Annotated in this window: 16 protein-coding genes; 5 read left to right on the top strand and 11 right to left on the bottom strand. The window is 42.6% G+C overall.

Going from position 1 to position 23595, the window contains the following annotated elements:
* Window positions 1-33: 33 nt before the first annotated feature.
* The 5 genes from aceA to ACRRSX_RS08450 form a co-directional block, all read right to left on the bottom strand.
* Window positions 34-1344 (bottom strand): isocitrate lyase, encoded by a 1311-nt coding sequence (gene aceA, locus ACRRSX_RS08470; protein ID WP_432453644.1) that lies wholly within the window; start codon window positions 1342-1344, stop codon window positions 34-36.
* A 982-nt stretch (window positions 1345-2326) separates the two neighbouring features.
* The gene (gene phoU / locus ACRRSX_RS08465; protein ID WP_432453645.1) at window positions 2327-3031 is read right to left on the bottom strand and encodes a phosphate signaling complex protein PhoU; all 705 of its coding nucleotides are present in this window, start codon (window positions 3029-3031) and stop codon (window positions 2327-2329) included.
* A gap of 23 nt (window positions 3032-3054) precedes the next feature.
* Window positions 3055-3873 carry a phosphate ABC transporter ATP-binding protein PstB gene (pstB, locus tag ACRRSX_RS08460; RefSeq protein WP_432453646.1) on the bottom strand — a complete coding sequence of 273 codons (819 nt, stop codon included), beginning with the start codon at window positions 3871-3873 and terminating at the stop codon, window positions 3055-3057.
* 27 nt (window positions 3874-3900) lie between these two features.
* A complete protein-coding gene (pstA, locus tag ACRRSX_RS08455; RefSeq protein ID WP_432453647.1) occupies window positions 3901-5556 on the bottom strand; it encodes a phosphate ABC transporter permease PstA in 1656 nt (551 codons plus the stop codon).
* A 21-nt stretch (window positions 5557-5577) separates the two neighbouring features.
* Window positions 5578-7791, bottom strand: coding sequence for an ABC transporter permease subunit (locus ACRRSX_RS08450; RefSeq protein ID WP_432453648.1), 2214 nt, complete (start codon window positions 7789-7791; stop codon window positions 5578-5580).
* A gap of 321 nt (window positions 7792-8112) precedes the next feature.
* On the opposite strand from ACRRSX_RS08450, the gene ACRRSX_RS08445 reads away from it, so the two are divergent.
* Window positions 8113-8619 (top strand): glycine cleavage system protein R, encoded by a 507-nt coding sequence (locus ACRRSX_RS08445; RefSeq protein WP_432453649.1) that lies wholly within the window; start codon window positions 8113-8115, stop codon window positions 8617-8619.
* A 16-nt stretch (window positions 8620-8635) separates the two neighbouring features.
* The gene (gene ppk1 / locus ACRRSX_RS08440) at window positions 8636-10732 is read left to right on the top strand and encodes a polyphosphate kinase 1 (RefSeq protein ID WP_432453650.1); all 2097 of its coding nucleotides are present in this window, start codon (window positions 8636-8638) and stop codon (window positions 10730-10732) included.
* A gap of 529 nt (window positions 10733-11261) precedes the next feature.
* On the opposite strand, the gene ACRRSX_RS08435 is transcribed toward ppk1, so the two are convergent.
* Window positions 11262-12185, bottom strand: a complete 924-nt coding sequence (locus ACRRSX_RS08435) for a hypothetical protein (protein WP_432453651.1) — start codon at window positions 12183-12185, stop codon at window positions 11262-11264.
* A gap of 309 nt (window positions 12186-12494) precedes the next feature.
* Between ACRRSX_RS08435 and ACRRSX_RS08430 the strand changes: the two genes are divergently transcribed.
* Window positions 12495-12983 (top strand): GNAT family N-acetyltransferase, encoded by a 489-nt coding sequence (locus tag ACRRSX_RS08430; RefSeq protein ID WP_432453652.1) that lies wholly within the window; start codon window positions 12495-12497, stop codon window positions 12981-12983.
* A gap of 1 nt (window position 12984) precedes the next feature.
* Here ACRRSX_RS08430 and ACRRSX_RS08425 read toward each other — a convergent pair whose 3' ends face one another.
* The 4 genes from ACRRSX_RS08425 to phoB form a co-directional block, all read right to left on the bottom strand.
* Window positions 12985-13860, bottom strand: a complete 876-nt coding sequence (locus tag ACRRSX_RS08425; protein ID WP_432453653.1) for a Dyp-type peroxidase — start codon at window positions 13858-13860, stop codon at window positions 12985-12987.
* 1377 nt (window positions 13861-15237) lie between these two features.
* Complete coding sequence (locus tag ACRRSX_RS08420) at window positions 15238-16212, bottom strand: PstS family phosphate ABC transporter substrate-binding protein (RefSeq protein ID WP_432453654.1); 975 nt, start codon at window positions 16210-16212, stop codon at window positions 15238-15240.
* Between the two features lie 859 nt (window positions 16213-17071).
* Window positions 17072-18370, bottom strand: coding sequence for a phosphate regulon sensor histidine kinase PhoR (gene phoR / locus ACRRSX_RS08415; protein WP_432453655.1), 1299 nt, complete (start codon window positions 18368-18370; stop codon window positions 17072-17074).
* Window positions 18371-18375: 5 nt separating this feature from the next.
* Window positions 18376-19068 (bottom strand): phosphate regulon transcriptional regulator PhoB, encoded by a 693-nt coding sequence (gene phoB / locus ACRRSX_RS08410; RefSeq protein WP_432453656.1) that lies wholly within the window; start codon window positions 19066-19068, stop codon window positions 18376-18378.
* Between the two features lie 318 nt (window positions 19069-19386).
* On the opposite strand from phoB, the gene ACRRSX_RS08405 reads away from it, so the two are divergent.
* Together ACRRSX_RS08405 and ACRRSX_RS08400 are read left to right on the top strand one after the other, a co-directional pair.
* Window positions 19387-20268: an HAD-IIB family hydrolase gene (locus tag ACRRSX_RS08405; protein WP_432453657.1), complete on the top strand. Its 882-nt coding sequence runs from the start codon at window positions 19387-19389 to the stop codon at window positions 20266-20268.
* A 2-nt stretch (window positions 20269-20270) separates the two neighbouring features.
* The gene (locus ACRRSX_RS08400; protein WP_432453658.1) at window positions 20271-21482 is read left to right on the top strand and encodes a glycosyl transferase; all 1212 of its coding nucleotides are present in this window, start codon (window positions 20271-20273) and stop codon (window positions 21480-21482) included.
* A gap of 74 nt (window positions 21483-21556) precedes the next feature.
* Here the strand turns inward: ACRRSX_RS08400 and ACRRSX_RS08395 are convergent, their stop codons facing one another.
* Window positions 21557-23278: a sugar phosphorylase gene (locus ACRRSX_RS08395; protein WP_432453659.1), complete on the bottom strand. Its 1722-nt coding sequence runs from the start codon at window positions 23276-23278 to the stop codon at window positions 21557-21559.
* Between the last annotated feature and the right edge of the window lie 317 nt (window positions 23279-23595).

Raw genomic sequence — 23595 nt, 5'->3', positions numbered from 1 at the left:
TATTCTGTACAAATTTAGTCAATCGTTCGATTACTAACTAAATTGTTCTTCTTCAGTAGATCCTGTTAAAGCAGTCACCGAGGACTTACCGCCTTGAATGACGTTAGTCACTTGGTCAAAATAGCCTGTCCCTACTTCTTGCTGGTGGGCGACAAAGGTATAACCACGATCAGCAGCTTGAAATTCCTTTTCTTGCACCATATTAACGTAGTGTTTCATCCCCTCGCCCTGAGCGTAGTTATGAGCCAAATCGAACATGTTGTACCACATATTATGGATCCCAGCTAAGGTGATAAACTGGTATTTATATCCCATATCACTCAATTCCTGTTGGAATTTAGCGATCGTTTCGTCATCTAGATTTTTACGCCAATTAAACGAAGGCGAACAATTATAAGCAAGCAATTGCTCTGGGTATTTTTCATGAATTGCTTCGGCAAATTTACGTGCTTCTTCTAAACAAGGCGTTGCAGTTTCACACCAAATTAAGTCGGCATATTCTGCATAAGCTAAACCACGACTAATGGCCTGATCGATACCCGCTCTAACCTTGTAAAAACCTTCGCTGGTACGTTCACCCTCCAAAAACTCTGCATCGTAAGGGTCAACATCAGAAGTTAATAGATCGGCTGCATTTGCATCGGTACGAGCAATCACCAGAGTTGGAACATCGGCAACATCGGCCGCAAAACGGGCTGCGATCAACTTTTGTACCGCTTCTTGAGTGGGAACCAGCACCTTCCCTCCCATATGACCACACTTTTTCACCGAAGCGAGTTGGTCTTCAAAGTGCACACCTGCAGCGCCTGCTTTAATCATACTTTTCATCAGTTCAAAAGCATTCAAAACCCCACCAAATCCAGCTTCAGCGTCAGCCACAATGGGTAAAAAGTAATCTAAACCGCCATTTGCGGGAGAAAGTCCACTTGCCCATTGAATTTGGTCAGCTCGCTGGAAAGAATTATTGATCCGCTCTACCACTTTAGGCACCGAATCGACTGGATATAGCGACTGATCAGGATACATACTTGATGCAGAGTTATTATCAGCCGCTACCTGCCAACCCGACAAGTAAATCGCCTCAATCCCTGCTTTAGCTTGCTGTACCGCTTGACCACCCGTGAGAGCCCCCAAGCAATTCACGTAACCTTTTTTAGCTTGGCCATTCACCAAAGACCATAATTTTTCTGCGCCACGACGAGCAATCGTATTCTCAGGGATGACCGAACCTCGCAACTTAACCACTTCTGCAGCGCTATAAGGACGCTTCACCCCTTTCCAACGAGGATTTTCGGCCCAATCTTTTTCTAATGCTTGAATTTGCTGTTCTCTTGTTAATGTCATGTTCAATCCCTCTTCGACTTTCATTCCTGAGTACAGCGAACTGTACTGCGTATTCACCTAGTTTGTTTTACACCGCTTATACTTGCGATTAGCCTCTCGGCAATCGGTCAATCGACCCAAATAATGCTGCGTCTTGATTTGTTATCGTTATCACCTAAACCCTTTATTTGACGACGAGGATGCATTATTAAGTATATTGTTACTATGTTCGCAATCTTTATATACGCATAACCGCATACCAAGTGAACATTCAACTTAATCAGCAATCATCAAGTTAGCCAAACACTTCAGTTAACAATAAAGCAACAAACCTCAAGTTATCGATAGGCTTTAAACCAAAGATAGCAATGTAATTATTACGTATCTGTAATTCAACTTACATCAAAAACCTATCACCGAATAGCCCCTTAAAACTAAAGTATAAAGCCTCTGATAAATTAAAACGACCGTTTTAATTAACCCTCAAGAGCCTGTTTTTTATATCACCAGATAAATTAAAAGCAAAGCATTATTTAAAGTTATCACTCTATAAAATGAATTTATCAGCGAGATAAAACTTACCACCAAGGTCTAATTATGAAACTTAATTACGTAATTTAATTACTTTTTGTTTTTTAAGATACGAGATGAGATTGATTGATTTACGTTTACGTAAAGGTTAACGTTGCAAAAAGGTAAACAATGAAAACAAAATACATAATATAAGGTTTTAAAAAACATAATCTTAGATTGTTTTTTAAACGTTTAGCTTTTGCTGTGCGATTCAAATGTTTAAAACGGAGATTTTTCTATCGGTAGGAATACGTATAATAGCTTGTTATAAAACAAACCTTGCGGTCATAACAGCTCAGACCAGCAAGCTGTGAAAAATGTAATAATTGCTCAAAAATAATCAGCATCAACTGTAGTCGCAGCGTTATTGTTGAGAAATAGCAAATAAAAAAGCTGGCTTATTGCCAGCTTTTTAATAGAAAAACTCAGATTAAAGTAGTTTTTCGACTTCGTCTCCTGCCAAATGGCGAATATCTTTACCTCTCACAAAGTAAATAATGTACTCAGCGATATTTTGGCAACGATCTCCTACCCGTTCGATGGCGCGAGCAGCATTTAATGCATCGAGCACCTGTGGGATGGAGCGAGGATCTTCCATCATGTACGTCATCAATTCGCGGATGAGTCGTTCATATTCTTTATCCACTTTTTTATCTTCTTGATGGACTTGCCAAGCAATATCCACATCCATTCTAGCGAAACCATCTAACACGTCATGCAACATCTTCGCGGTGTGTTGCCCTAGATGCTCTAAGCTAATCAATGAAGCCTTTAAAGGCTTATCCATATTCCGCTCAACCATACGACCGATGCTCGCCGCAGCATCACCTATTCGTTCTAAATCCGCGATAGTTTTAATAATGGCCATTACGACCCGCAAATCACTCGCGGCTGGTTGACGTTTAGCGATGATACGAGTGCACTCTTCGTCAATAGCGACTTCGTAAGAATTAACCTTACTATCGGTATTGATGACCTTTATCACTAACTCAGCGTTGGGGCGATTTAATAAACTTAAGGCATCTTTAAGCTGCTGCTCAACCAAACCTCCCATCGCCATAATTTGATTACGCACATGATCTAACTCAGCGTTAAACTGGCCAGAGATGTGTTTGTTCATATTCAACTTATCCATAATAATTCCTCAGTCACGGGGACTTAACCGTAACGGCCTGTAATGTAATCTTCGGTTTGTTTTTTCGCTGGCGTGGTAAATAAGGTATTAGTATCCGCATATTCCACCATGTCCCCCATATACATAAAGGCCGTTTGGTCGGAGACTCGGGCCGCCTGCTGCATGTTGTGAGTCACAATAACCACCGTATAACGACTCTTTAAATCATTAATCAATTCTTCAATGGTTAAAGTCGAGATAGGATCCAAGGCCGAAGTTGGTTCATCCAGTAACAACACTTCAGGCTCGATGGCAATCGCTCGCGCAATCACTAAACGTTGCTGCTGACCACCCGATAGACCAAAGGCATTATCGTGCAAACGGTCTTTCACCTCTTCCCAAATTGCCGCGCCACGCAATGAGCGTTCGACCGCTTCATCTAATACTCGACGATCCTTCATCCCTTGTAAACGTAAGCCATAAACGACATTCTCGTAGATAGACTTTGGAAATGGATTGGGGCGTTGAAAAACCATCCCTACATTGCGACGCAGCGCAGCAACATCGACACTCTTATCGTAAATGTTCTGGCCATGCAGCAATATTTCACCACTGATCTTACAAATATCGACTAAATCGTTCATCCGGTTAATACAACGTAATAAGGTTGATTTACCACAACCGGATGGACCAATGAAGGCGGTAACTTGTCCCTTAGGGATCTTCATCGATACATCAAACAAAGCCTGTTTATCCCCATAATAGAGGTCTAAATTTTTAACCTCTAATGCGGTTTGTTCAGCACTTAAGTTAGCCAAATCTAATTTTGTATCTCGACGAAGTTCTGTATTCAAAGAAATCATTTTTTTTCCTACAAATTTGCCGTTAGCTTATTGGTCTAACGTTTTAAACTTTTCACGTAAACGGTTACGGATTTGAATCGCAGCTAAGTTTAAGCCAATGATTACCGTGACCAATAAAAATGCGGTGGCATATACCAAAGGTCGTGCCGCCTCGACATTGGGGCTTTGGAAGCCAACATCATAAATATGGAAACCTAAGTGCATAAATTTACGTTCTAAATGAACAAAGGGGAAATTGCCGTCTACAGGTAAAGTTGGCGCAAGTTTCACCACCCCCACTAACATCAGTGGCGCAACCTCACCCGCAGCACGAGCAACCGCCAAAATCAGACCAGTCATAATTGCCGGGCTTGCCATGGGGATCACAATCCGCCATAAGGTTTCAGCTTTGGTTGCCCCTAAGGCCAGTGACCCTTGGCGTACTGCGCTAGGAATGCGCGATAAACCTTCTTCTGTAGAAACAATCACCACTGGCAAAGTTAAAATAGCTAAAGTTAAAGCTGACCAAATAACGCCCGGCGAACCAAAGGTTGGTGTCGGTAAGGATTCCGTATAAAACAAGGAATCAATACTGCCGCCTAACATATAAACAAAGAAACCTAAGCCAAATACCCCATAAACAATCGAGGGGACTCCCGCCAGGTTAATCACAGCAATCCGGATCAAGCGGGTGAAGCCATTATTTGCGGCATACTCGTGCAGGTAAATAGCCGCAACCACCCCTAACGGCGTCACAATCACTGCCATCAACATCACCATGAATACCGTACCAAAGATAGCCGGGAATACCCCGCCTTCGGTATTGGCTTCACGCGGTTCATCAACCACAAATTTACCAGCCTGATGCAGCCAATGTCCGAGCTTCTGAAAGCCGTTCATTTCATTCGGGAAAAACACATCTAGTACATTGTTCATCGGGATGGTGACCAATTCACCACGCATATCACGAATGATTAATTGGTCTCGTTTAGCCTCATCTCGATAAGCAAATAACTGCTTCTCTAAAACTTGATACTCTTCATGTAGCTGCTTAGTCTGCGCCTCAATATCCGCTAGATGTTCGGCAGTCAATGCATCATCCAATTCATATCGACGCTGTTTCAAACGTAAGCGCTCAAGTTGATAGTTCACCCCACCAATTTTGTGCCGCTGTAAAGCATCAGCTTGTTTAATGATCCCATTTGAGCGATCTAACAACTCGAATAATTGAGTATGTTGATTATCTTTTGCTGCCTCAATATGCACGCCATTTTTAATGATCCCTTCTACATAACCATAAAAGTTACCGTTAGTTCTACGCTCGACGACCGCGATGTTTTTAGGTGTGCGCTTGGACACGATTTCGTTTTCGCTTAACCAACGAAAATCTAAATTCACATATTCACGATTACCCGTTTTGATCAAAAAGCGCTCCACAAATGCACCATCCAAGCCTTCGGTATTCGCACCGGAAGCTTGTAAACGCTCAATTGGAACTAACTCGGTTTCATATAGCTCACCAATGACCGTTTGGTTTTTACCAAACTGGTGAACTTCCATTTCCATTACCGGACTCGGCCAAAAATAAACCAAACCTCGAGCCGCAATCAGTAACAACAAGCCGACAACTGCAACCAAACTAATGCTAACAGCCCCGGCGGTCATCCAAATCCACGGGTTACCTGATTTAAACCACTTATTCATCGGTTATTTCCCACTTCCCTATTACAGCGAGCTATATTTGTCGCGCAGACGTTGGCGCACAAATTCAGCAATGGTGTTAAATGCAAAGGTGAATACAAACAAGACAAAGGCCGCTAAGAACAACACCCGATAGTGTGAACTTCCCACTTCTGACTCAGGCATTTCTACCGCAATATTCGCCGCTAAGGTACGCATCCCCTGGAAAATACTCCAATCCATAACCGGAGTATTACCGGTGGCCATTAAGACAATCATTGTTTCACCGACCGCGCGACCTAGGCCCATCATCACAGCAGAAAAAATCCCCGGACTTGCGGTTAAAATAACCACTTTAACCAAGGTTTGCCAAGGTGTTGCACCGAGCGCTAATGAACCATTACTTAAGTGCTTCGGCACTGAAAAAATGGCGTCTTCGGCAATCGAGAAGATAGTGGGGATGACCGCAAATCCCATGGCAAGGCCCACCACCATAGAGTTACGCTGGTCAAAACTGATCCCCAATTCGTTGGTTAAGAATAAGCGAGCATCACCGTCAAACAACCATAGCTCCAACAACGGACTCACTTCAATGCAACCCCAGCCAATAAATATCACCACCGGGATCAACACCATCACGTCGTAGCCCTCTGGTAGCATTTGACGCAATTGTTTAGGCATTTTGCTCCAGGCAAAAGCGGTCACCAAAAATCCGATCGGCAGCAATATCATAATGGCAATCACCCCAGGCAAGTTATCCTCGATCAGCGGTGCTAACCAAAGACCGGCTAAAAAGCCTAAAATAACCGTGGGTAAGGCCTCCATAATTTCGACCGTCGGTTTAACCACCTTACGTAACGAAGAAGACATAAAGTAGGCGGTATAAATCGCGCCCGCCAAGGCAATTGGCGTTGCAAATAACATGGCATACAAAGCTGCCTTAATCGTACCAAATGAGATAGGTACCAGACTTAACTTAGGCTCAAAATCATCACTTGCGGAAGTTGACTGCCACACATACTGTGGCTCCGGATAACCTTCGTACCATACTTTATGCCATAGCGCCTGCCAGGTGACTTCAGGGTGTTCATTTTCGACATGATAGAAGGTTAGGCTTTGCTCATTTTCGGTCAGTAAACCACTCGCCCGAGGAGAAAATGCCAAGTTCAAGCTGGTGCCAAGTTTAGTATCCTCTCGAACCAAACGACCACCACCAGTGGTATGAAACAAAGAAATGGAGCCATCATCTGCGCCAACTGCAAAGCCTTTACGGAAATACTCAACCCCAATGTCATTAATGTTTGCGCCAGCATCAAACTCTCGGATCTGCGTGAGTTTACGCACACCATCTTTAGCAACATCAAACCACTGCGTAACAATTCCGTTATCATTGGCAACAATCAACGAGCTGGCCCCCGAAAGCAAGGCTAAGCGAGTTACATTCGCGCCTTTACTATTGATGAAATCCACTGAATTCAGACGGATATCATCGATATCGGAGATATTATAATTAGCTAGTTGATTGCCACTACGAATATACAAGCGGCGTAAATCAGGTGTTACCAACATTTGGTCAATATTTTGAGGCAAACTAGGAATATCGGCTCGAGAAGCGGTCCACTCCAGGGAATCACTGAACATGTTTTCCTCTGCGTCCAAAGCCACTAACAAACCTCGACCATCTTCGGTAATCGCAGCCACCATCGCCGACTCTTCTTGTCGCTCGAAAGCCAATTTAACGATAGCCTTACCCTGTTCATCAATTGACAAGGCCTGCTCACCCATGGGATAGCTTAGACTTGGCGTAATTAAACGCTTATCGTTAGGGTAGCTAACACTAAACTTAGGCGTCACGACCAATACTTCACCTTGAGCAGTACCGTAAGCGACTAAACCTTGATTCGGCACGGTACGGTCAGCTGAAGTAATATCAGCGTCAAGCTGATAACTAGGGTATTCGGTATTATTTTTAGTAAGATCAAAAAATTGCAAACTACCGTCCATATTAAAACGATAAGCAATTTCATTTTGTTCTTCGACACCAATGGCGACCGTAGCACTGCTATCATGCAATGGAATAGTCTTCAGTTTATCGAGACTAGCCCCATAAAAAATCGGTGCAACCACATACAATAAATAAAAGAAGATTAAAATTAATGCTAACAACACCACTATCCCGCCAGCACTTACACCGTAGCGGGTTAATCGGTCCTTAATCAGCCGTTGGGCACTGCTATTAAATGACACTGACTGCGTCATGTTTCCCTCACAATCTAATAGGTCTGGCGAAAGTATATGGCAGTTTTATGACAGTATTGTTACAGGATGCAAGAGTTAAAAAAAATATCAAATCAATGGGCGAATAGTGACCGCTCAACTATCTTTAGCAAGAGATTATGACAATAATACGTGTTTATTGTTACCGAAAAATTATATTGTAGGTTTGGCTAATTTGTTCTCTATTTCAAGAGGATAAGACCTTCCCTAATCCATAAAAGCTATGCATACTTTAGGGCAATGCTTAGCATCTTAAACAAGGGAACCCATTTTCCCAGCGAAGCACTTTGTAGGAGTCAATTCATGAAACAACTGGTTGTCAGCGTCATTGGAAAAGACCGTCCGGGTATTGTCGATCAATTATCAACGCTAGTGGTCAAACACCATGGCAATTGGCTAGCCAGTCGCCTTACCGAACTGGCGGGGCAATTTACAGGAATTTTACATATTGAAGTCGATGATGCACATTTGTCCGCACTGTGTGATGACCTAAATAATCAGCATGGATTATTGGTCAATATCGCTGAAGGCGACCATAACGACCATGCCGAACAGACACAAATTAGCATCAATGTGACAGCCAATGATCGTGTTGGCATTGTTCAAGAAGTTACTCAAGCGCTAAATCAACTCGGCGTGAGTTTAAGTAAAATCACCACCAGTGTTAGCAGTGCGCCGAATTGGGGCGGATTGATTTTTACCGCGCAGTTACAAGTCCCCTGCGCAGATGAACAGCAACGTATCGCTATCCAACAATCTTTAGAATCGTTAGCTGATGATTTAATGGTTGATTTCTCCGACGAGCAATAAGTAACAAAGGTATAAAATGAGCGACAGTCTATATATAGAGAAAGAGTTAAGCTGGCTTTCGTTTAACCAACGAGTATTGCAAGAAGCACAAGATAATTCCGTTCCAATCATTGAACGAGTGCGATTTTTAGGGATTTTTTCAAACAATCAGGATGAATTTTTCAAGGTGCGGGTGGCCGCGCTAAAACGCCGTATTATCTTAAATGAACTAAAGCAAAAAGATGACGGTTCAATCCAGCTTCTTAACGACGTTCAAACTAAGTTGGCAGAACTTCAACAAGATTTTGATGATACTTACCGAGAAATCATTCTTACCTTAGCGCGACGAAATATTTTCTTGATCAACGAAGACCAACTCAGTGAAAACCATCAAAATTGGGTCAGAAAATACTTTAAAGATAAGGTGTTGCGCCACATTACGCCAATCGTATTGACCAAAAGGACCGATTTGGTTCGCTTCCTGAAAGATGAATATACCTATTTAGCCGTCGAAGTGAAAAATGCTAAGCAGGAAAACCATTTACTTATTGAAATTCCTACAGATAATTTACCACGCTTTGTGGTGCTTCCTCCCGATGGAGGAAGAACCCGTAAAACAATGATTATTTTGGATAATATTATTCGTTTTTGTCTCGACGATTTATTACGTGGGTTTTACGAATACGATAGTGCCGCCGCCTACTCGATTAAGATGACCCGTGATGCCGAGTATGACTTAAATGATGAAGTGGACCAGAGTCTACTCGAAAAAATGTCGGAAGGGATCAAACAGCGCCTAACCGCAGAGCCGGTGCGCTTTGTCTATGATCGGGATATGCCGAGCAGCATGATTAAACGCTTAAGTAATATGCTACATATTTCTAAGCTAGACCACAGTGTCGGCGGCAGTCGTTACCACAATTTTAAAGACTTCATCGGCTTTCCTAACGTGGGGCGTAAGTACCTAGAAAACAAAAAGATGTCCGCGTTAAATTGTCGCGATTTCGACCAATTTGATACGGTATTCGACGCAATTACAGCGCGGGATATTTTACTCTATTACCCCTACCACAAGTTTCGTTACATTTCAGAGTTTGTCCGCCAGGCATCTTTTGATCCTAAAGTGAGTAGTATCAAGATTAATATTTATCGAGTCGCCAAAAAGTCGCACTTGATGAACTCAATCATTGACGCAGCCAACAATGGTAAACGCGTCACCGTTGTCATTGAGCTACGGGCTCGTTTCGATGAGGGAGCAAACATTGAATGGGCTCAGCTACTGACCGATGCCGGGGTTAAGGTGGTTTTCGGAGTTCCTTCTCTGAAAGTACATTCCAAACTGTTGCTCATTACACGCAAAGAAGGCGACCAACGAGTCTATTATAGCCATATTGGTACCGGTAATTTTCATGAAAAAACTGCCAAAATATATACCGATTTCGCTCTTTTCACCAAAAACCAAGAGATTGGCCAAGAAATCGATAATGTTTTTCGGTTTATTCAACAGCCTTATCGACGTTTTAAGTTTCAGCATTTAATCGTATCGCCCAACGATACTCGGCGTCGGCTATTTAGCCTTATTGACTATGAGATCAACCAAGCCAATGCAGGAAACCCCGCCGCGATTACGATTAAAGTGAACAACCTCGTGGACAAAGGAATCATTACCCGGCTCTATGCGGCAAGTAAGGCTGGGGTTAAAATAAAGATGATTATTCGGGGCATGTGCTCTCTGGTTCCGGGATTAGAAGGCGTGAGTGAAAACATTCACATCATTAGTATCGTCGATCGTTTCCTAGAACATCCTCGGGTATTTAATTTCTACCATGGCGGGGAAAATCAAGTCTTCATTGCCTCCTTCGACTGGATGACTCGCAACATCGAAGAACGAGTCGAGGTCGGCGTCCCTATTTATGATGAAACACTCAAACAACGAGTCATCGACTTATTAGAACTACAATTTGCTGACACCACCAAAGCGCGCATCATCGACGCTCAACAGCTCAATAGTTATGTTCCCAGAGGAAATCGTCGTAAAATTCGTTCTCAATTATGGACTCTCGATTACTTCAAAGCGATTGAATCGAGGCCGCTTCGTCGGATAATTGATGAGGATAATGAGACCATCACTTAAATGGTTCAAAACCAACTTGCCTGCCTGAGTTATCGGCGGGCAAGTCATCACCAGCCTCTGTTCACCAACAACTGCCTCAATACCTGACAAAATGAACCAACACATGATGGCATGCCATACAAAAAACCTCATCAACTGCAGCGTTACCGCCTCGTCGCACCGCTGAATCAAACCGAGCAGAACCAATCAGTCCACATCGATAAGTAGTTCGGGGCAGCTAACAAACGCACCAAGCATTCAATTTGATGAATAAACGCTCGCTTTATCGCTCAAGCATGACCACTTGAATAAAGGCAACCACGGTAATCATTAATATCGATAAAACGGCTACCTCACTACAATCAATCAGCCACACCAGCAGACCCATCTGAAGCTTGAACATACATTTATCAGGCTTGTTTAACCGCGCAGAAGCTGAACCAGCACTACACGCCAAGTATGCACGGCTTGATAAGATTTTAAATCTCGCTCAACTAAAATTTCATAAGATCAAGCTGCATCAAGCAAAGCGTTTATCATTAGCTTTCATTTACCAACGAACCAACATTGATTTACGAGATATTCGCGCAATCATCAATCCCAGTAGAGCAATAACCAAAATACCAAATGAACTAGGCTCCATCACTTGTGTTGGATCTGCGGGGTCACGAGCCCATACATTCAGATGCGAAATAGCTTGTGTACTGTTACCTTGAGGATTCTCAAAATCATCGGTATCTAAAGACCCTGACAATTTGTAAGGCGTCTGGAAATTCAAACTTGAAGCCGGGTCATTCGCTAATTCTTGTTGAAAAATATCAATAAAATCGAAATCATAAATAATAAAGCCTTTTGCTACTTTGATCGAAAAAGCCAAGTGATCAAAGCTTGCCGCACCTAACAACTGGCTAACATCACCAATAATGCCAGGGTCGGTTTCGATAACCCAATTTACCGAGGTACACTCTCCACGACGACCAGCCACGCAGTTAAAAGTCATATTCAATAAGTCATCGATCGATAAAGACAAGCCTCCAGGGACGATGGGACCCGCTTGATCATAATTAACTTGCATATCAGCATTTACGCTCGCTAAGTGGATCCAACCTGGGTCATCGGCAACACCTAAAGGCTGATTATCTAGATTTTGTAAATCCTCAGGCTCAATAAAGAACAAGTCGTTAGAAGCACCATAGCGAGTATTCAACAATCCATCATTTTTTTGACCAATATTTACTATAGGATCATTGGCATGACCATCATCATTACCAGCAAACACTAAGCATGAACTCGCCGAATGAGCACTTGAAAGCAGTTCTTCGCTTCCCCCTGATAACATCATGGAGCGAAGCACCACGTTATTGGTATTGCATGTTCCGGAAGGAACGTAGCTGGTCACCGGCGCAGCCGAACCCCAACTGGAATAACCAACAATAAGTATGACAAAAGCTAATTTTATTAATTTGATCAACATAATGCCCTCTATAATGAAATCAGTTACTCACTTATATAGTGCACCGCTAAATCAGTGAACAACATGATGCTTGCTTAGGGTTGTAAATGCATAAACCAAGCCAGTAACAATCAACCTAAAAAATCAACAGCTTGATAACACAAAGCGAAATGCAATAGCTTCGTCTGTAAAAATACCTGACACCATGTATCGCATTCATTACACTGATAAATTAACCTATAAATTAATCACTTATTAAATATGGTGTGATTACGGATAGTGAAAACATCATGTTAGACTGGATTCATCATTCCTTCATTTTTTATGACAATGAGCAGTAAAGTATACTATTTACAACAACTCAGCCTCAGCCAATTATCAGCTAAGCCGATGAACGAACATTTATCGGTACAAGAAATCATCGAACAACAGGCACAAAAAAGCCGAGAATTTTATATTGCCGTGGGTCAAAACTGGCAATGGAACGACAAATTAGCTTGGTCTGAACAACAATGGCTTGATTACATCGAAAGTAATCAGCTACGCACCTTTGGGGCTTATATTAAGGGACTGTTAGCAGGTTATTTTGAACTACATAAACACTCAGACAACAGTGTTGAAATCGCATATTTTGGCTTAACTGCAGATTATTTAGGACAGGGGCTAGGCGGGGATTTACTCACCCGCTGTCTGCAAACTGCCTGGCAATGGCAGGCAAATAAAGTCTGGGTGCATACTTGTGATTTAGACCACCCCAGCGCTCTCGCAAATTATCAAGCGCGTGGGATGAGCCTATACCAGACGATACTAGAGCACTAAGTTAGAGCTTTAAGATCCTTAAGTCGAGAACTTGTTCATCAACCGGTGGGCACCAATAATAGCTGGTAGTGAGTGGGCGACTAAACTGAAATAAGCCATCCTCGATACCGTCTTCGCAGCCCAACATCCGTTTAAGTTGTGCTTCAAAAGGATAAAAGCTATTGGCAAAGCAAATAAAATTAAGCCCACACTGCTGACCCTGTATCCAAGGGAGACTGCGGCGTAACATAAATGCTTCTGGAGTAAAGCTTTCTTGGGCTGTACGCCGAACATGAGCATAGCTTGGTGACTCAGGAAACTCGACATTATCATGCTTACGCCGGCCAATAATGTTGTCCTGATGCTCACTCGGTAGATGATGAAAGTGTTGTAGTTGATGTTGCCATTTTTGTACTGCAAGCATCGAGGAGCCTGCGATCCCCTTCTCTCCTGCTAAGGCAACAACATTCGGTGCCTGCTCTTGATCAGGGTTTTCGGTACCGTCTTCGTAACCGCTTAAGTCTCTTCCTCCATCATGGCGAAAGCCCTCCAACTGCTCATTAACCGCAAAAGTTGGTGTTAACACTGCCAGCCACTGGTTTACTCGTAACATCACTTGGCCTGGATCTTTGCCACTCACTCGCAGCCACAAATCATCTTGATTCGCAGGACTACTACGCCGTATTCCCTGAATACTAGCAACTGACTTCAAACCGGGAACATCTATATTTAGCAGTGCTAACAAAGGAGCACCTAGACCAACAAGGCTATCTTCCTTCGAATATACCTTGGCAATATTGCCCAGACAGGCTTTCAGCGACTGAGAGTCGACCAGGCTCAATCGCAAACAACTCGCATAACTAGGAATTGCTTCGAGAATTTGTGGTTGAATAGACAAAATGAATACTCTCATTAATAAAAAATTAGTGCATAGTATAAATAATTTATCAATGACGTTGTTTGATTCGGCTTAAAAATATGCGGTCTAGGAAGATAAAACAGAGGGAATATAAGCAGCTTAGGAGTAAAAATGGAAAATGCCCGATGCGTTTAAGCTATCAGGCATTTTAAAACATTTGACCCATGATTCAGTCTCGCTCAGTTGACTATCACTTCATCGCCTCAGGCGACAAGTTAAGTGCTAAGCCCACATGTTCAAATGTGAGGATTAACGGTGAATATTTTTTTCTTCCGTTGAGCTAAAACCATGGACTTTAGTGAAGTAGTAATTTGCGTATAAAGAACCAAAATAATCAAACATAATCTTTCTCCTAAATATTAATAAAGTGTGACCCAAGTCACAGTTAAAATATAATGTGATACAGATCACATTGCAAGAAGTATTTTGAATTTTTGGAAATAAAAATGTTGGGGGGAAGCATCAGCGATTATTTTGGATTACGCATAAAAAATGCCTAAAAAACCAAAGTGATTTAGGCATTCGGGCTAGCTTGACTCATTCCATTTATCTCTGCTGTTGTTTAAATTGTCCAAGGTATCCGAAACAAACAATAGTTAACAATGCTGAACCAATAATCGGACGATAGTACATAGCGTTACCTACAAAATTGCTTAACGGTGAATGTCCTTGCGAGTTTCGCAATAGTAGTTAAAGTCATCAGCTTTCGTAAAGTAATACGATGAATAAAGTACACCAAAATAATCAAACATGGTCTTTCTCCTCAGGATTTAAAATACCTAGTGATTTAAGCGTATTTGTGACTCAAGTCACAATAACAATCTATAGTGATCTGGGTCACACATCAAGTGACAATTTAGTTAATCTGTATATTCGCCAAGATCCTCGGCTGAGAAGGATTTCAAGCTTAGCCATTCAGTATTTTAAACGCTTTGGATCCAGTTCATCGCCGATCCAACTATCACTCATGGTCAAGCATCATGAGGAATAGCGACCATCTGAACTCAAGATACAGCTTGCGCCTTATGTTTCTTTCGAAGCTTAGATTTTCTTGCTAGCAAATGCTGTTATTTGCTCCTGACTTTGCGAGGAGTCTTAAATATGATGCGGCGGTGCTAAATACAAAGTTTGATGCTTACCCTGCAGCTAACGCTGATGGCTCCTCATGCAAGTTGATTGGTGCGGTGGTAAACCAAAGAGCAAGCGCTTAACAGAGCTATTGAACTGAGGGCTATCAGTCCTTGCCAAAATACATGAACGAGAACCAGTTACCCCGCTCAACTTAGTCATCAAAATGTTTGAAGGCCTAAACGTAAAAACCCCCGCCGAAGCGAGGGTCGCTTTAAGCTTTAATTATTAAAGCTTAATACCAACTTTTTCTAAATCAGATAACACAACTTTAGAAGGTAGTGGTACATAACCGTCTTTAGCAACAATCTGCTGTCCAGTTTTAGACAGAATCATTTTAAGGAACTCGCGCTCCATTGGGGCTAAAGGCTTGTTAGGGTGCTTGTTCACGTAAACGTATAAGAAACGAGACAATGGGTATTTACCAGTAGCTGCGTTGTCTAAGCTAGCGGCTATGTAATCAGTGCCTTTCTTAGCAAGTGCGACCGCTTTAACACCTGAAGTCTTGTAACCGATACCTGAATAACCAATGGCATTCAAAGATGAAGATACCGATTGAACCACAGAAGCAGAACCAGGTTGCTCGTTCACCGAGTTTTTGAAGTCACCTTTACATAAGGCTTTCTTCTTAAAGTAACCATAGGTACCCGACACTGAGTTACGACCAAATAATTGAATGTCTTTATCAGCCCACGAGCCATCTAGACCAACTTCGCCCCAGCGCTCAGCAGCACCATTTTCACCACATTTTAGGGTTGAAGAAAAAATAGCATCAACCTGCGCCAAACTTAAACCTTTAATCGGGTTATCTTTATGTACAAATACGGCGAGAGCATCGATTGCAACACGTACTTTAGTTGGCTTATAACCGTATTTCTTCTCAAACGCTTCAACTTCTTTGCTCTTCATTTGGCGACTCATCGGGCCAAACTGTGATGTACCTTCAGTCAGCGCAGGAGGAGCAGTAGAAGAACCCGCCGCTTGAATTTGTACATTTACATTTGGGTATTCACGCTTAAATTCTTCCGCCCATAGCGTCATCATGTTTGCTAAAGTATCAGAACCTACAGATGAAAGGTTACCAGAAATACCTGTCGTTTTATGGTATTCCGGAAGCGTGGCGTCCAGGCCAGCTGCAAGTACGCTAGTGGTTAACAACGAAGCAGAAATAGCTACTGCACTTACAAGTTTTTTCAATGTCATCTTTATCTCCATAAATGACGCGTTAAGTTATTTTCGTCATGTAGTATTGGTGAATTCGATGACGATTATATTTCGACTATGTGACATTTATATGTCAAAACAATTTTTTTATAAAATCCCCTGTTTAGCTATATTTAACGGGGTCTTAATCGTCATTCCGGCGGACTGATATCGGCAAATATCCATCAATAATGGAGATCGATTAGGCAATTTAAACACTAACCAACGGTCGGCCTTGCCCACAATCAAATCAGCATTCGCTAAATTAAAGAGGGATCTCACCACACACACAGACGCTGTTATCATCGCTAATGAACAACAACACGCTACAATATTTTGGTCACCAAATAGCAGGAATGAGTTTTCCGTTTTTGATACCACGTTCATCAACTGCAGCGCTGCCTTTAAAATTGAACTTTTGATGAAACATCAGAAAAACCTTGTTCGCTAAGCCATTACTCGCGAAAAAACTATAGACGGTCGAGGTTCAAATACCGGATGCCTGCGTAACGACCGCGCCCGTCTCGCTTTTCTTTTACTTTGTTCTACCAACTTCAACTCAAAATGGCGCCGTTCAAGTACATTAATAGCGTCATTTAATCTTTCACGGCTCTCACTGAAATGGTGTTTGAACAATTTTGGCTCCCAAGATTTAAACAGACCATCTATCTAAGGATCAGTTGACGATACGAATGACTTCGAATTTGGCTTAAGCAAGTCGCCAAACACAAGCCTGAGATGAAAAGAATAATAGGGAAATTACAAATATCTTAGCACTCGTTATCGATGCAAGCTGCGACAGCATCAGTCGCTTTTGGGGCTTACTAAGGCCGAACATACCGCTCGGCCGAATCAATAACTAAGACTTTATAAAGAGTTTTCGCGGAATAATGAAACTAAAAGAGCTCCCCTGATTTAATCGGCTCTTGATGTTAAGTTCGCTATCATGATGTTGCAATGCATGCTTTACGATGGATAAACCAAGGCCTGCTCCGCCGGTATCTCTGGAGCGAGCTTTATCTACCCGATAAAATCGTTCGGTAAGACGCTGCAGGTGTTTTGGTGCAATACCTGGCCCTGAATCCTTCACTAAAAACAAAGCCCCCTGAGGCACCAAAGACAAGCTTACCTCTACCCGTCCCGGTTCAGTACAGTACTTAATGGCATTACCAAGTAAATTACCACAGGCGCTACGTAACTGTTCGCGTTCTCCTTTAATCTTAATATTAGCTTCAATATTAAAATCAAAATCCAGCTGTTTATCCTTAGCGAGACCACTGGCATCCATTTCTAAATTACGGACCATTTCGGAAAAGTTAATCGGTTCAAGACTATCCTCAACCGAGGCCGATTCGATTTTAGCTAAAGTCAGCAATTGATTGACCAGATTTTCCATCCGAGCGCTTTGGTCCAGCATCGTATTACGAGCTTTCCCCCATATCATAGGATCAACCTGCTCTTGATCGAGCATTTCCAAGTAACCCCGTAACACGGTGAGCGGAGTACGCAACTCATGGCTCACGTTAGAAACAAAACGCTTACGCATTTTTTCTAATTGACGCAGTTGACTAACATCCCGAACCACCAGCAATAACTGCTGCTGACTATAGGGCATCGCCCGAAACTCTAACCATACACCAGCCTGCACTGGGCTCACGATTTCTAAGGGTTGCTTAAAGCGACCTTTACGCAAGTAATTCACGAAACTCGGTGTTCTCACCAAATTTGTTAAATGCTGGCCTGCATCGGCAGGCCACTTTAGACCCAACATTCCTTGCGCTAATTGATTACACCACAAGATGGCGCCATCTTGATTGATCACGACAATCGCATCTGGCAAAGCTTCGGCACCGAGACGAAAATACTTCATCAACTGAGCAAGTTCCCGCTCGCGGCCTAAACGTCGCTTCAGCATATTATAAATGCCGTGAAAAACAGGCTCCCAGCTCCCTGAGCCATGAGGCGGGGACAGCTTGCGCTGATTGTACAACCAATCAAGCAACTTATGCTGCTGGCTATACATCCATATAATATGGATCACCGCCGATAACAAACTCAGCTCAAGAATATACCCGGTGAGTATCCCCAAAACGAATAAAGGCGAGTACACCAACGCGACCCGCCACACTACTCGTTGCCAAGAAAAAGGCACAAACATTCGTATTATTTCACTCTAGTTGAAAAACGATACCCAGAACCTCGAACGGTTTGAATCAAACGATCATAGCCTTGTAGGCCTATAGCCTTACGTAAGCGACGAATATGCACATCAACCGTCCGATCTTCTACGTACACGTTAGTTCCCCACACATTATTTAGCAGTTGTTCTCTGCTATAAACACGCTCGGGGTGAGTCATAAAGAAGTGCAATAGCTTAAACTCTGTAGGCCCCATATCCAAGGGTTCATTTTCGACACTCACTCGATGTGAAACTGGATCTAAACGTAAACCTTGAACTTCAATGGTTTCTTCTAAAGATGTCGGTGAAATACGACGGATCACTGCCTTCACTCTCGCCATCAATTCCTTGGGAGAAAAAGGCTTGGTAAGATAGTCATCAGCGCCCGCTTCTAAACCTTGAACCTTATCTTCTTCTTCACCTTTCGCGGTTAACATAATCACGGGGATCTGGCGCGTTAAGTCATGGCGACGCATATGTTTAATAATAGAAATCCCACTACCACCGGGTAACATCCAGTCCAGTAATACCAGCTCTGGATAAGGTTCAGTTAACTGTGCTATCGCTTGCTCATAGTCCGCAGCTTCAATTGGCTCATAACCGTGTTGCTCTAATACAAAACAAAGCATTTCACGAATTGGAGCTTCATCTTCTACAACAAGTATCTTCCTTGGCATTACTTTTATCTCGATCTAAGAAACTGTGGCAATTATGCGACGTATTAATGACAGATTTATGACAGCAGTCAGTGTAAGTCAAACCACCCAACAAATATATATTCGCACCAATAAAGGGCTTCACCTAAATATTAGCAAAGCTTTGCACCAAAACAATGCAAAACAAATCTCAAGCTTCAGTGACTAAAGGGCATAATAAATCATGGTAAATTTATGATAATTAGAGATTTTATCTATTGACTAAGGTAGCACTTAGCGACTGTGGCATTGCTCCTGCTTCTAATAAATAAATGTATCATTCATCGATATTGAGGCCATATGCCGTATTTAGCCAAACAACTATCTCCAGCAGAGTTGCAAATTAATGCAAGCAACCTACTCGTGTTTACCGATTTAGATGGCACCTTACTCGACCACGATTCTTATAGCTTCGAACCCGCGCAGCCCAGCTTGAAACAACTCAAGCTACTGAACATTCCAGTGATTTTTAATACCAGTAAAACCTTAATGGAAGCCTTAGAACTTCAAAAGAAACTGGGAATTGAACAGCCCTTCGTGGTCGAAAATGGCTCTGCCATATGTATCCCTTCGCACAGCCCTTTACAAATTGATGACTTAAGTCCCCTCAATGTAGGCAAGCAACAATGGAATATTAAAATATTTGGCCCTAGCTACCCCGACATTTGCCAATACTTAAGCGTACTTCGCCAACGTTGCCAATTTCGCTTTCAGGGCTTTAATGATATGAATGCAGAAGAGGTACAACTACACACTGGTCTCAATAAATACGAGGCGCAACTGGCCAAGCAACGCATGGCCTCTGAACCGGTATTATGGAATGACAGCCCAGAGCAACTTGAATTATTTATAAAAAAATTGGAAGCACACAATTTAGCGGTGATCAAAGGAGGACGCTTTTTACATATCAAGGCTCGCCTAGACAAAGCCGACGCGATGCGCTGGTTAAATCAACATTACCAACAGTACTACCAACATCGTTTCTTTAATCTCGCGCTCGGTGACAGCGAAAACGATCGCAGTATGTTAGAACAAGCCGACTTGGCAGTGATAATTCCACGCAAACACGCCCCCGCCCTTTATATAGACCATCCTAACTGCAGTTTAGCCCCACACCCAGGGCCCTATGGTTGGCACAAAATGATACAACAAGTTTTACATTCTTTTTTAACTGGAGCATAACCATGGCTGATTTTTATCAAAACGGTATTGTAACGACCTTACACAACTTAACTGACCGCCCACTAGAAGAGCTAGAACAAGAGTTGATGGCTTTTTCCAAGGTTCGGCCAATGAGTCTGGTACTCCCCTCTTTGTTTTCTGAATTAGAGCGACCAGCCCTCGCCACGATTGTGGCAGAACTAGCGAAAGTACCCTACCTCAGCGAGATAATCATTGGCTTAGACTGCGCCACCGAAGAGCAATTTGCCTTTGCCAAGAACTATTTTGCTGAGCTGCCACAACATGTACGTATCCTTTGGAACGACGGCCCGCGCCTGCGAGCCCTCGACTCGCAACTAGCCGAACTCAACTTAGCTCCAAAAGAGGCCGGAAAGGGACGGAATGTATGGTATTGCTTTGGCTACGCCCTAGCGTCGGGTAAGAGTAAAGCGATTGGTTTGCACGACTGTGACATTATTACCTACGATCGAAGCATGCTCGCACGACTCATGTATCCGGTTGCCAACCCGCTATTTAACTACGAATTCTGTAAAGGTTTTTATGCGCGTCATGCCGATGGAAAATTAAATGGTCGCGTTGCGCGTTTGTTGGTCACGCCTTTATTGAAAGCGCTCAAAAAAATAGAAGGTTATGATGACTACTTAGAATATCTTGATAGCTTCCGTTACTCTCTGGCTGGAGAGTTCTCCATGCAATCAGATGTAATTAATGACATTCGTATTCCCTCCGACTGGGGTTTAGAAATTGGCGTATTATCGGAAGTCTTCCGTAATCATTCGACCAATCGCATTTGTCAGGTGGATATTGCCGATGTTTATGACCATAAGCACCAAGAACTCAGCATCGACAACCTAGATACGGGTCTTGCTAAGATGGCCACCGATATCAGTAAAGCGGTGATTAGAAAGCTCGCCACCCAAGGGCACACTTTTAGTCCTGGTAAGCTACGCACTTTAAAAGCGACTTATTATCGAATGGCCTTAGACTTTATCGAAAATTACCACAGCGATGCACTGATTAACGGTTTAACCCTTGACCGCCATGCTGAAGAAGACGCTGTAGAACTGTTTGCCAAGGCAATTATGGCAGCAGGAGAAACCTTCCTCGATAATCCCTCTGCGACACCATTCATCCCAAGTTGGAACCGTGTACAAAGCGCAGCTCCTGACTTTTTAGAACGCCTCTATGAAGCGGTTGAAGCAGACAACTGCTAAGCCGAATATCCAATTCTGAAATAAAAAACTCGGCATCAAGGCCGAGTTTTTTTATAAGGCGTAAACCAATATACTTAATCTGTCACTGGGCATAACCACAATACTTGATAAGGCTTCAGTTTATAGTCCACTAAGTTAAGCCGCTCTTCACTAAGTAAGTCTTCACATTCCCCTAAGTAGGCCTGTGGCAACTGAGCACAGTGATCAAGATGCTGCGGATATTTTGTGAGGTTAAAGACTGCTAATAGCGCTTCGTGTGACAAAGATACACCTCCATTTGGCGCTAAACCTCGTTGCAGCACAAATACAGCATCGCCACAATCATAAACGCGCTGAGCCGCTTGCGGGTTAAAGGCTGCGATCGACTTACGCAAAGCCAACAGATCGCGATAACGATGAAACACCTGAGCTTGCGCACTATGCCCTTGAGCTAATAAATCTTCAAACTCTTGACGCTGCCAACGATGACGATTAATCGAACGAGTGCGCCCAGTCTGCTCCACCAGTAAATGATCATTAGCGGTCGCCGTTAAGCTATGAATATAAATCCCCGGGATCCCTTGTAAACTTAACAACACCATCTGACTACATAAAAACCGCTCAACCTGCCACTGATCGGAGCCCGTACGAGTTCCCTGCAAGGCATCAAATAAAGAAATATTTAGTTCATAGGGATTTTGAGTGCCATCACCATTAGATTTCATGCTGACAAAACCACCAAAGTTGTGCACCGACTCCGCCAAATCGGAAATTTCATGTTTCGGAATAATCTGTTCCACCGCCCGAACACCGATACCGTCATGAGAGGCGACAAAATTAAAATAACTACAGCCTTCTGGCAATGCCGCTAAATCACGAGCCCACGCCGTTAAATAGTGTCCGTTACCACGATTTAAAGCGTGTAACAGTAAAGGGGGTAAAGCAAATTGATAGACCAGATGAGCCTCATCTCCGGCACCAAAATAACTAATATTCTCTTGGTGAGGGACGTTAGTTTCGGTGATTAAGACTAAGTTTGGATCGAGTTGTTGCATCACCCAACGTAGCAACTTAACAATCGCGTGGGTCTGCGGGAGGTGAATGCAATTAGTACCGAGTTGTTTCCAAACAAAAGCCACCGCATCCAAACGGATAAACCGCCCACCTTTATTTAAGTAGTAAATAAAAATATCGATAAAAGCTAATAGCACCTTTGGATTTGAAAAATCTAAATCAATTTGATCATCACTAAAGGTGGCCCAAACATGCTTTAAGCCTTTTCTAGTATAAACATCAACAATTAAAGGATTAGTGCGCGGCCGAGTCACTTCACTATAATCCAGCGAGGGATCAGACTCGATAAAATAATCTTTCCCTTCCCCCGAACCATTTACAAAATCATTAAACCAAAGGCTCTGTCTGGAACAGTGATTCATCACCAAATCAAACATCAACTCAAAGTCCTGATTGAGCGCCGCAACATCTTGCCAATCCCCCAGGCTATAGTTGACTTGATAATAATCAATCACCGAAAATCCATCGTCGGAGCTAAACGGAAAGAAAGGCAATATATGAACGGCGCTAATCAGTCCTTCTAAATAATCACCTAAAAACCGATGCAAACTTGACAAAGGTAATAGGCCTTCAGTCAACACACTGTCCCCATAACTGATCAAAATCAGATCTTGTTCCGACCATGATTGATAACGAGGAAAGGTGGATTTAGCCGCTTCTATCTTTAAGCCAATGTCATGGCCCAGCGACTCAGGTACAGAATCACCAAAAATTTGCTGTAATAGGTGTTCGAGTTTTTGCATAGACAGCCCTCAGTGATCAACATTGTACGTATTTGAATATAACTCTCCAAGTAACGTGCCAATCGTAAATAATCAATCCCGGTTAACTAAAACCGATGTAATACGTTGTTTCATATATAAAAAACAATCAATAAACAACCAACGACTATTAACATAAAAAATAATTATCTTTACTTAGTGCCCTTTGTCCCGTTTTAATGCATTATTTTGGTTCAGCCGATAAATATGCACTAAAGCAGTGCAATTGAATCATTGGAAGTCTCTGGCCAAACCAAGTGAATTCATATAAAACAATTCTAAAACAAACGCTTAACGAG

Source organism: Agarivorans sp. QJM3NY_30 (genome assembly GCF_050870855.2).
Taxonomy (GTDB): Bacteria; Pseudomonadota; Gammaproteobacteria; order Enterobacterales; family Celerinatantimonadaceae; genus Agarivorans.
This window is presented reverse-complemented; position numbering and strand designations above follow the sequence as displayed.

Excerpts from the sequence above, each read along its gene's own strand:
- aceA (WP_432453644.1), bottom strand. The coding sequence starts at position 1,344 with ATGACATTAACAAGAGAACAGCAAATTCAAGCATTAGAAAAAGATTGG.
- phoU (WP_432453645.1), bottom strand. The coding sequence starts at position 3,031 with ATGGATAAGTTGAATATGAACAAACACATCTCTGGCCAGTTTAACGCT.
- pstB (WP_432453646.1), bottom strand. The coding sequence starts at position 3,873 with ATGATTTCTTTGAATACAGAACTTCGTCGAGATACAAAATTAGATTTG.
- pstA (WP_432453647.1), bottom strand. The coding sequence starts at position 5,556 with ATGAATAAGTGGTTTAAATCAGGTAACCCGTGGATTTGGATGACCGCC.
- ACRRSX_RS08450 (WP_432453648.1), bottom strand. The coding sequence starts at position 7,791 with ATGACGCAGTCAGTGTCATTTAATAGCAGTGCCCAACGGCTGATTAAG.
- ACRRSX_RS08445 (WP_432453649.1), top strand. The coding sequence starts at position 8,113 with ATGAAACAACTGGTTGTCAGCGTCATTGGAAAAGACCGTCCGGGTATT.
- ppk1 (WP_432453650.1), top strand. The coding sequence starts at position 8,636 with ATGAGCGACAGTCTATATATAGAGAAAGAGTTAAGCTGGCTTTCGTTT.
- ACRRSX_RS08435 (WP_432453651.1), bottom strand. The coding sequence starts at position 12,185 with ATGTTGATCAAATTAATAAAATTAGCTTTTGTCATACTTATTGTTGGT.
- ACRRSX_RS08430 (WP_432453652.1), top strand. The coding sequence starts at position 12,495 with ATGAGCAGTAAAGTATACTATTTACAACAACTCAGCCTCAGCCAATTA.
- ACRRSX_RS08420 (WP_432453654.1), bottom strand. The coding sequence starts at position 16,212 with ATGACATTGAAAAAACTTGTAAGTGCAGTAGCTATTTCTGCTTCGTTG.
- phoR (WP_432453655.1), bottom strand. The coding sequence starts at position 18,370 with ATGTTTGTGCCTTTTTCTTGGCAACGAGTAGTGTGGCGGGTCGCGTTG.
- phoB (WP_432453656.1), bottom strand. The coding sequence starts at position 19,068 with ATGCCAAGGAAGATACTTGTTGTAGAAGATGAAGCTCCAATTCGTGAA.
- ACRRSX_RS08405 (WP_432453657.1), top strand. The coding sequence starts at position 19,387 with ATGCCGTATTTAGCCAAACAACTATCTCCAGCAGAGTTGCAAATTAAT.
- ACRRSX_RS08400 (WP_432453658.1), top strand. The coding sequence starts at position 20,271 with ATGGCTGATTTTTATCAAAACGGTATTGTAACGACCTTACACAACTTA.
- ACRRSX_RS08395 (WP_432453659.1), bottom strand. The coding sequence starts at position 23,278 with ATGCAAAAACTCGAACACCTATTACAGCAAATTTTTGGTGATTCTGTA.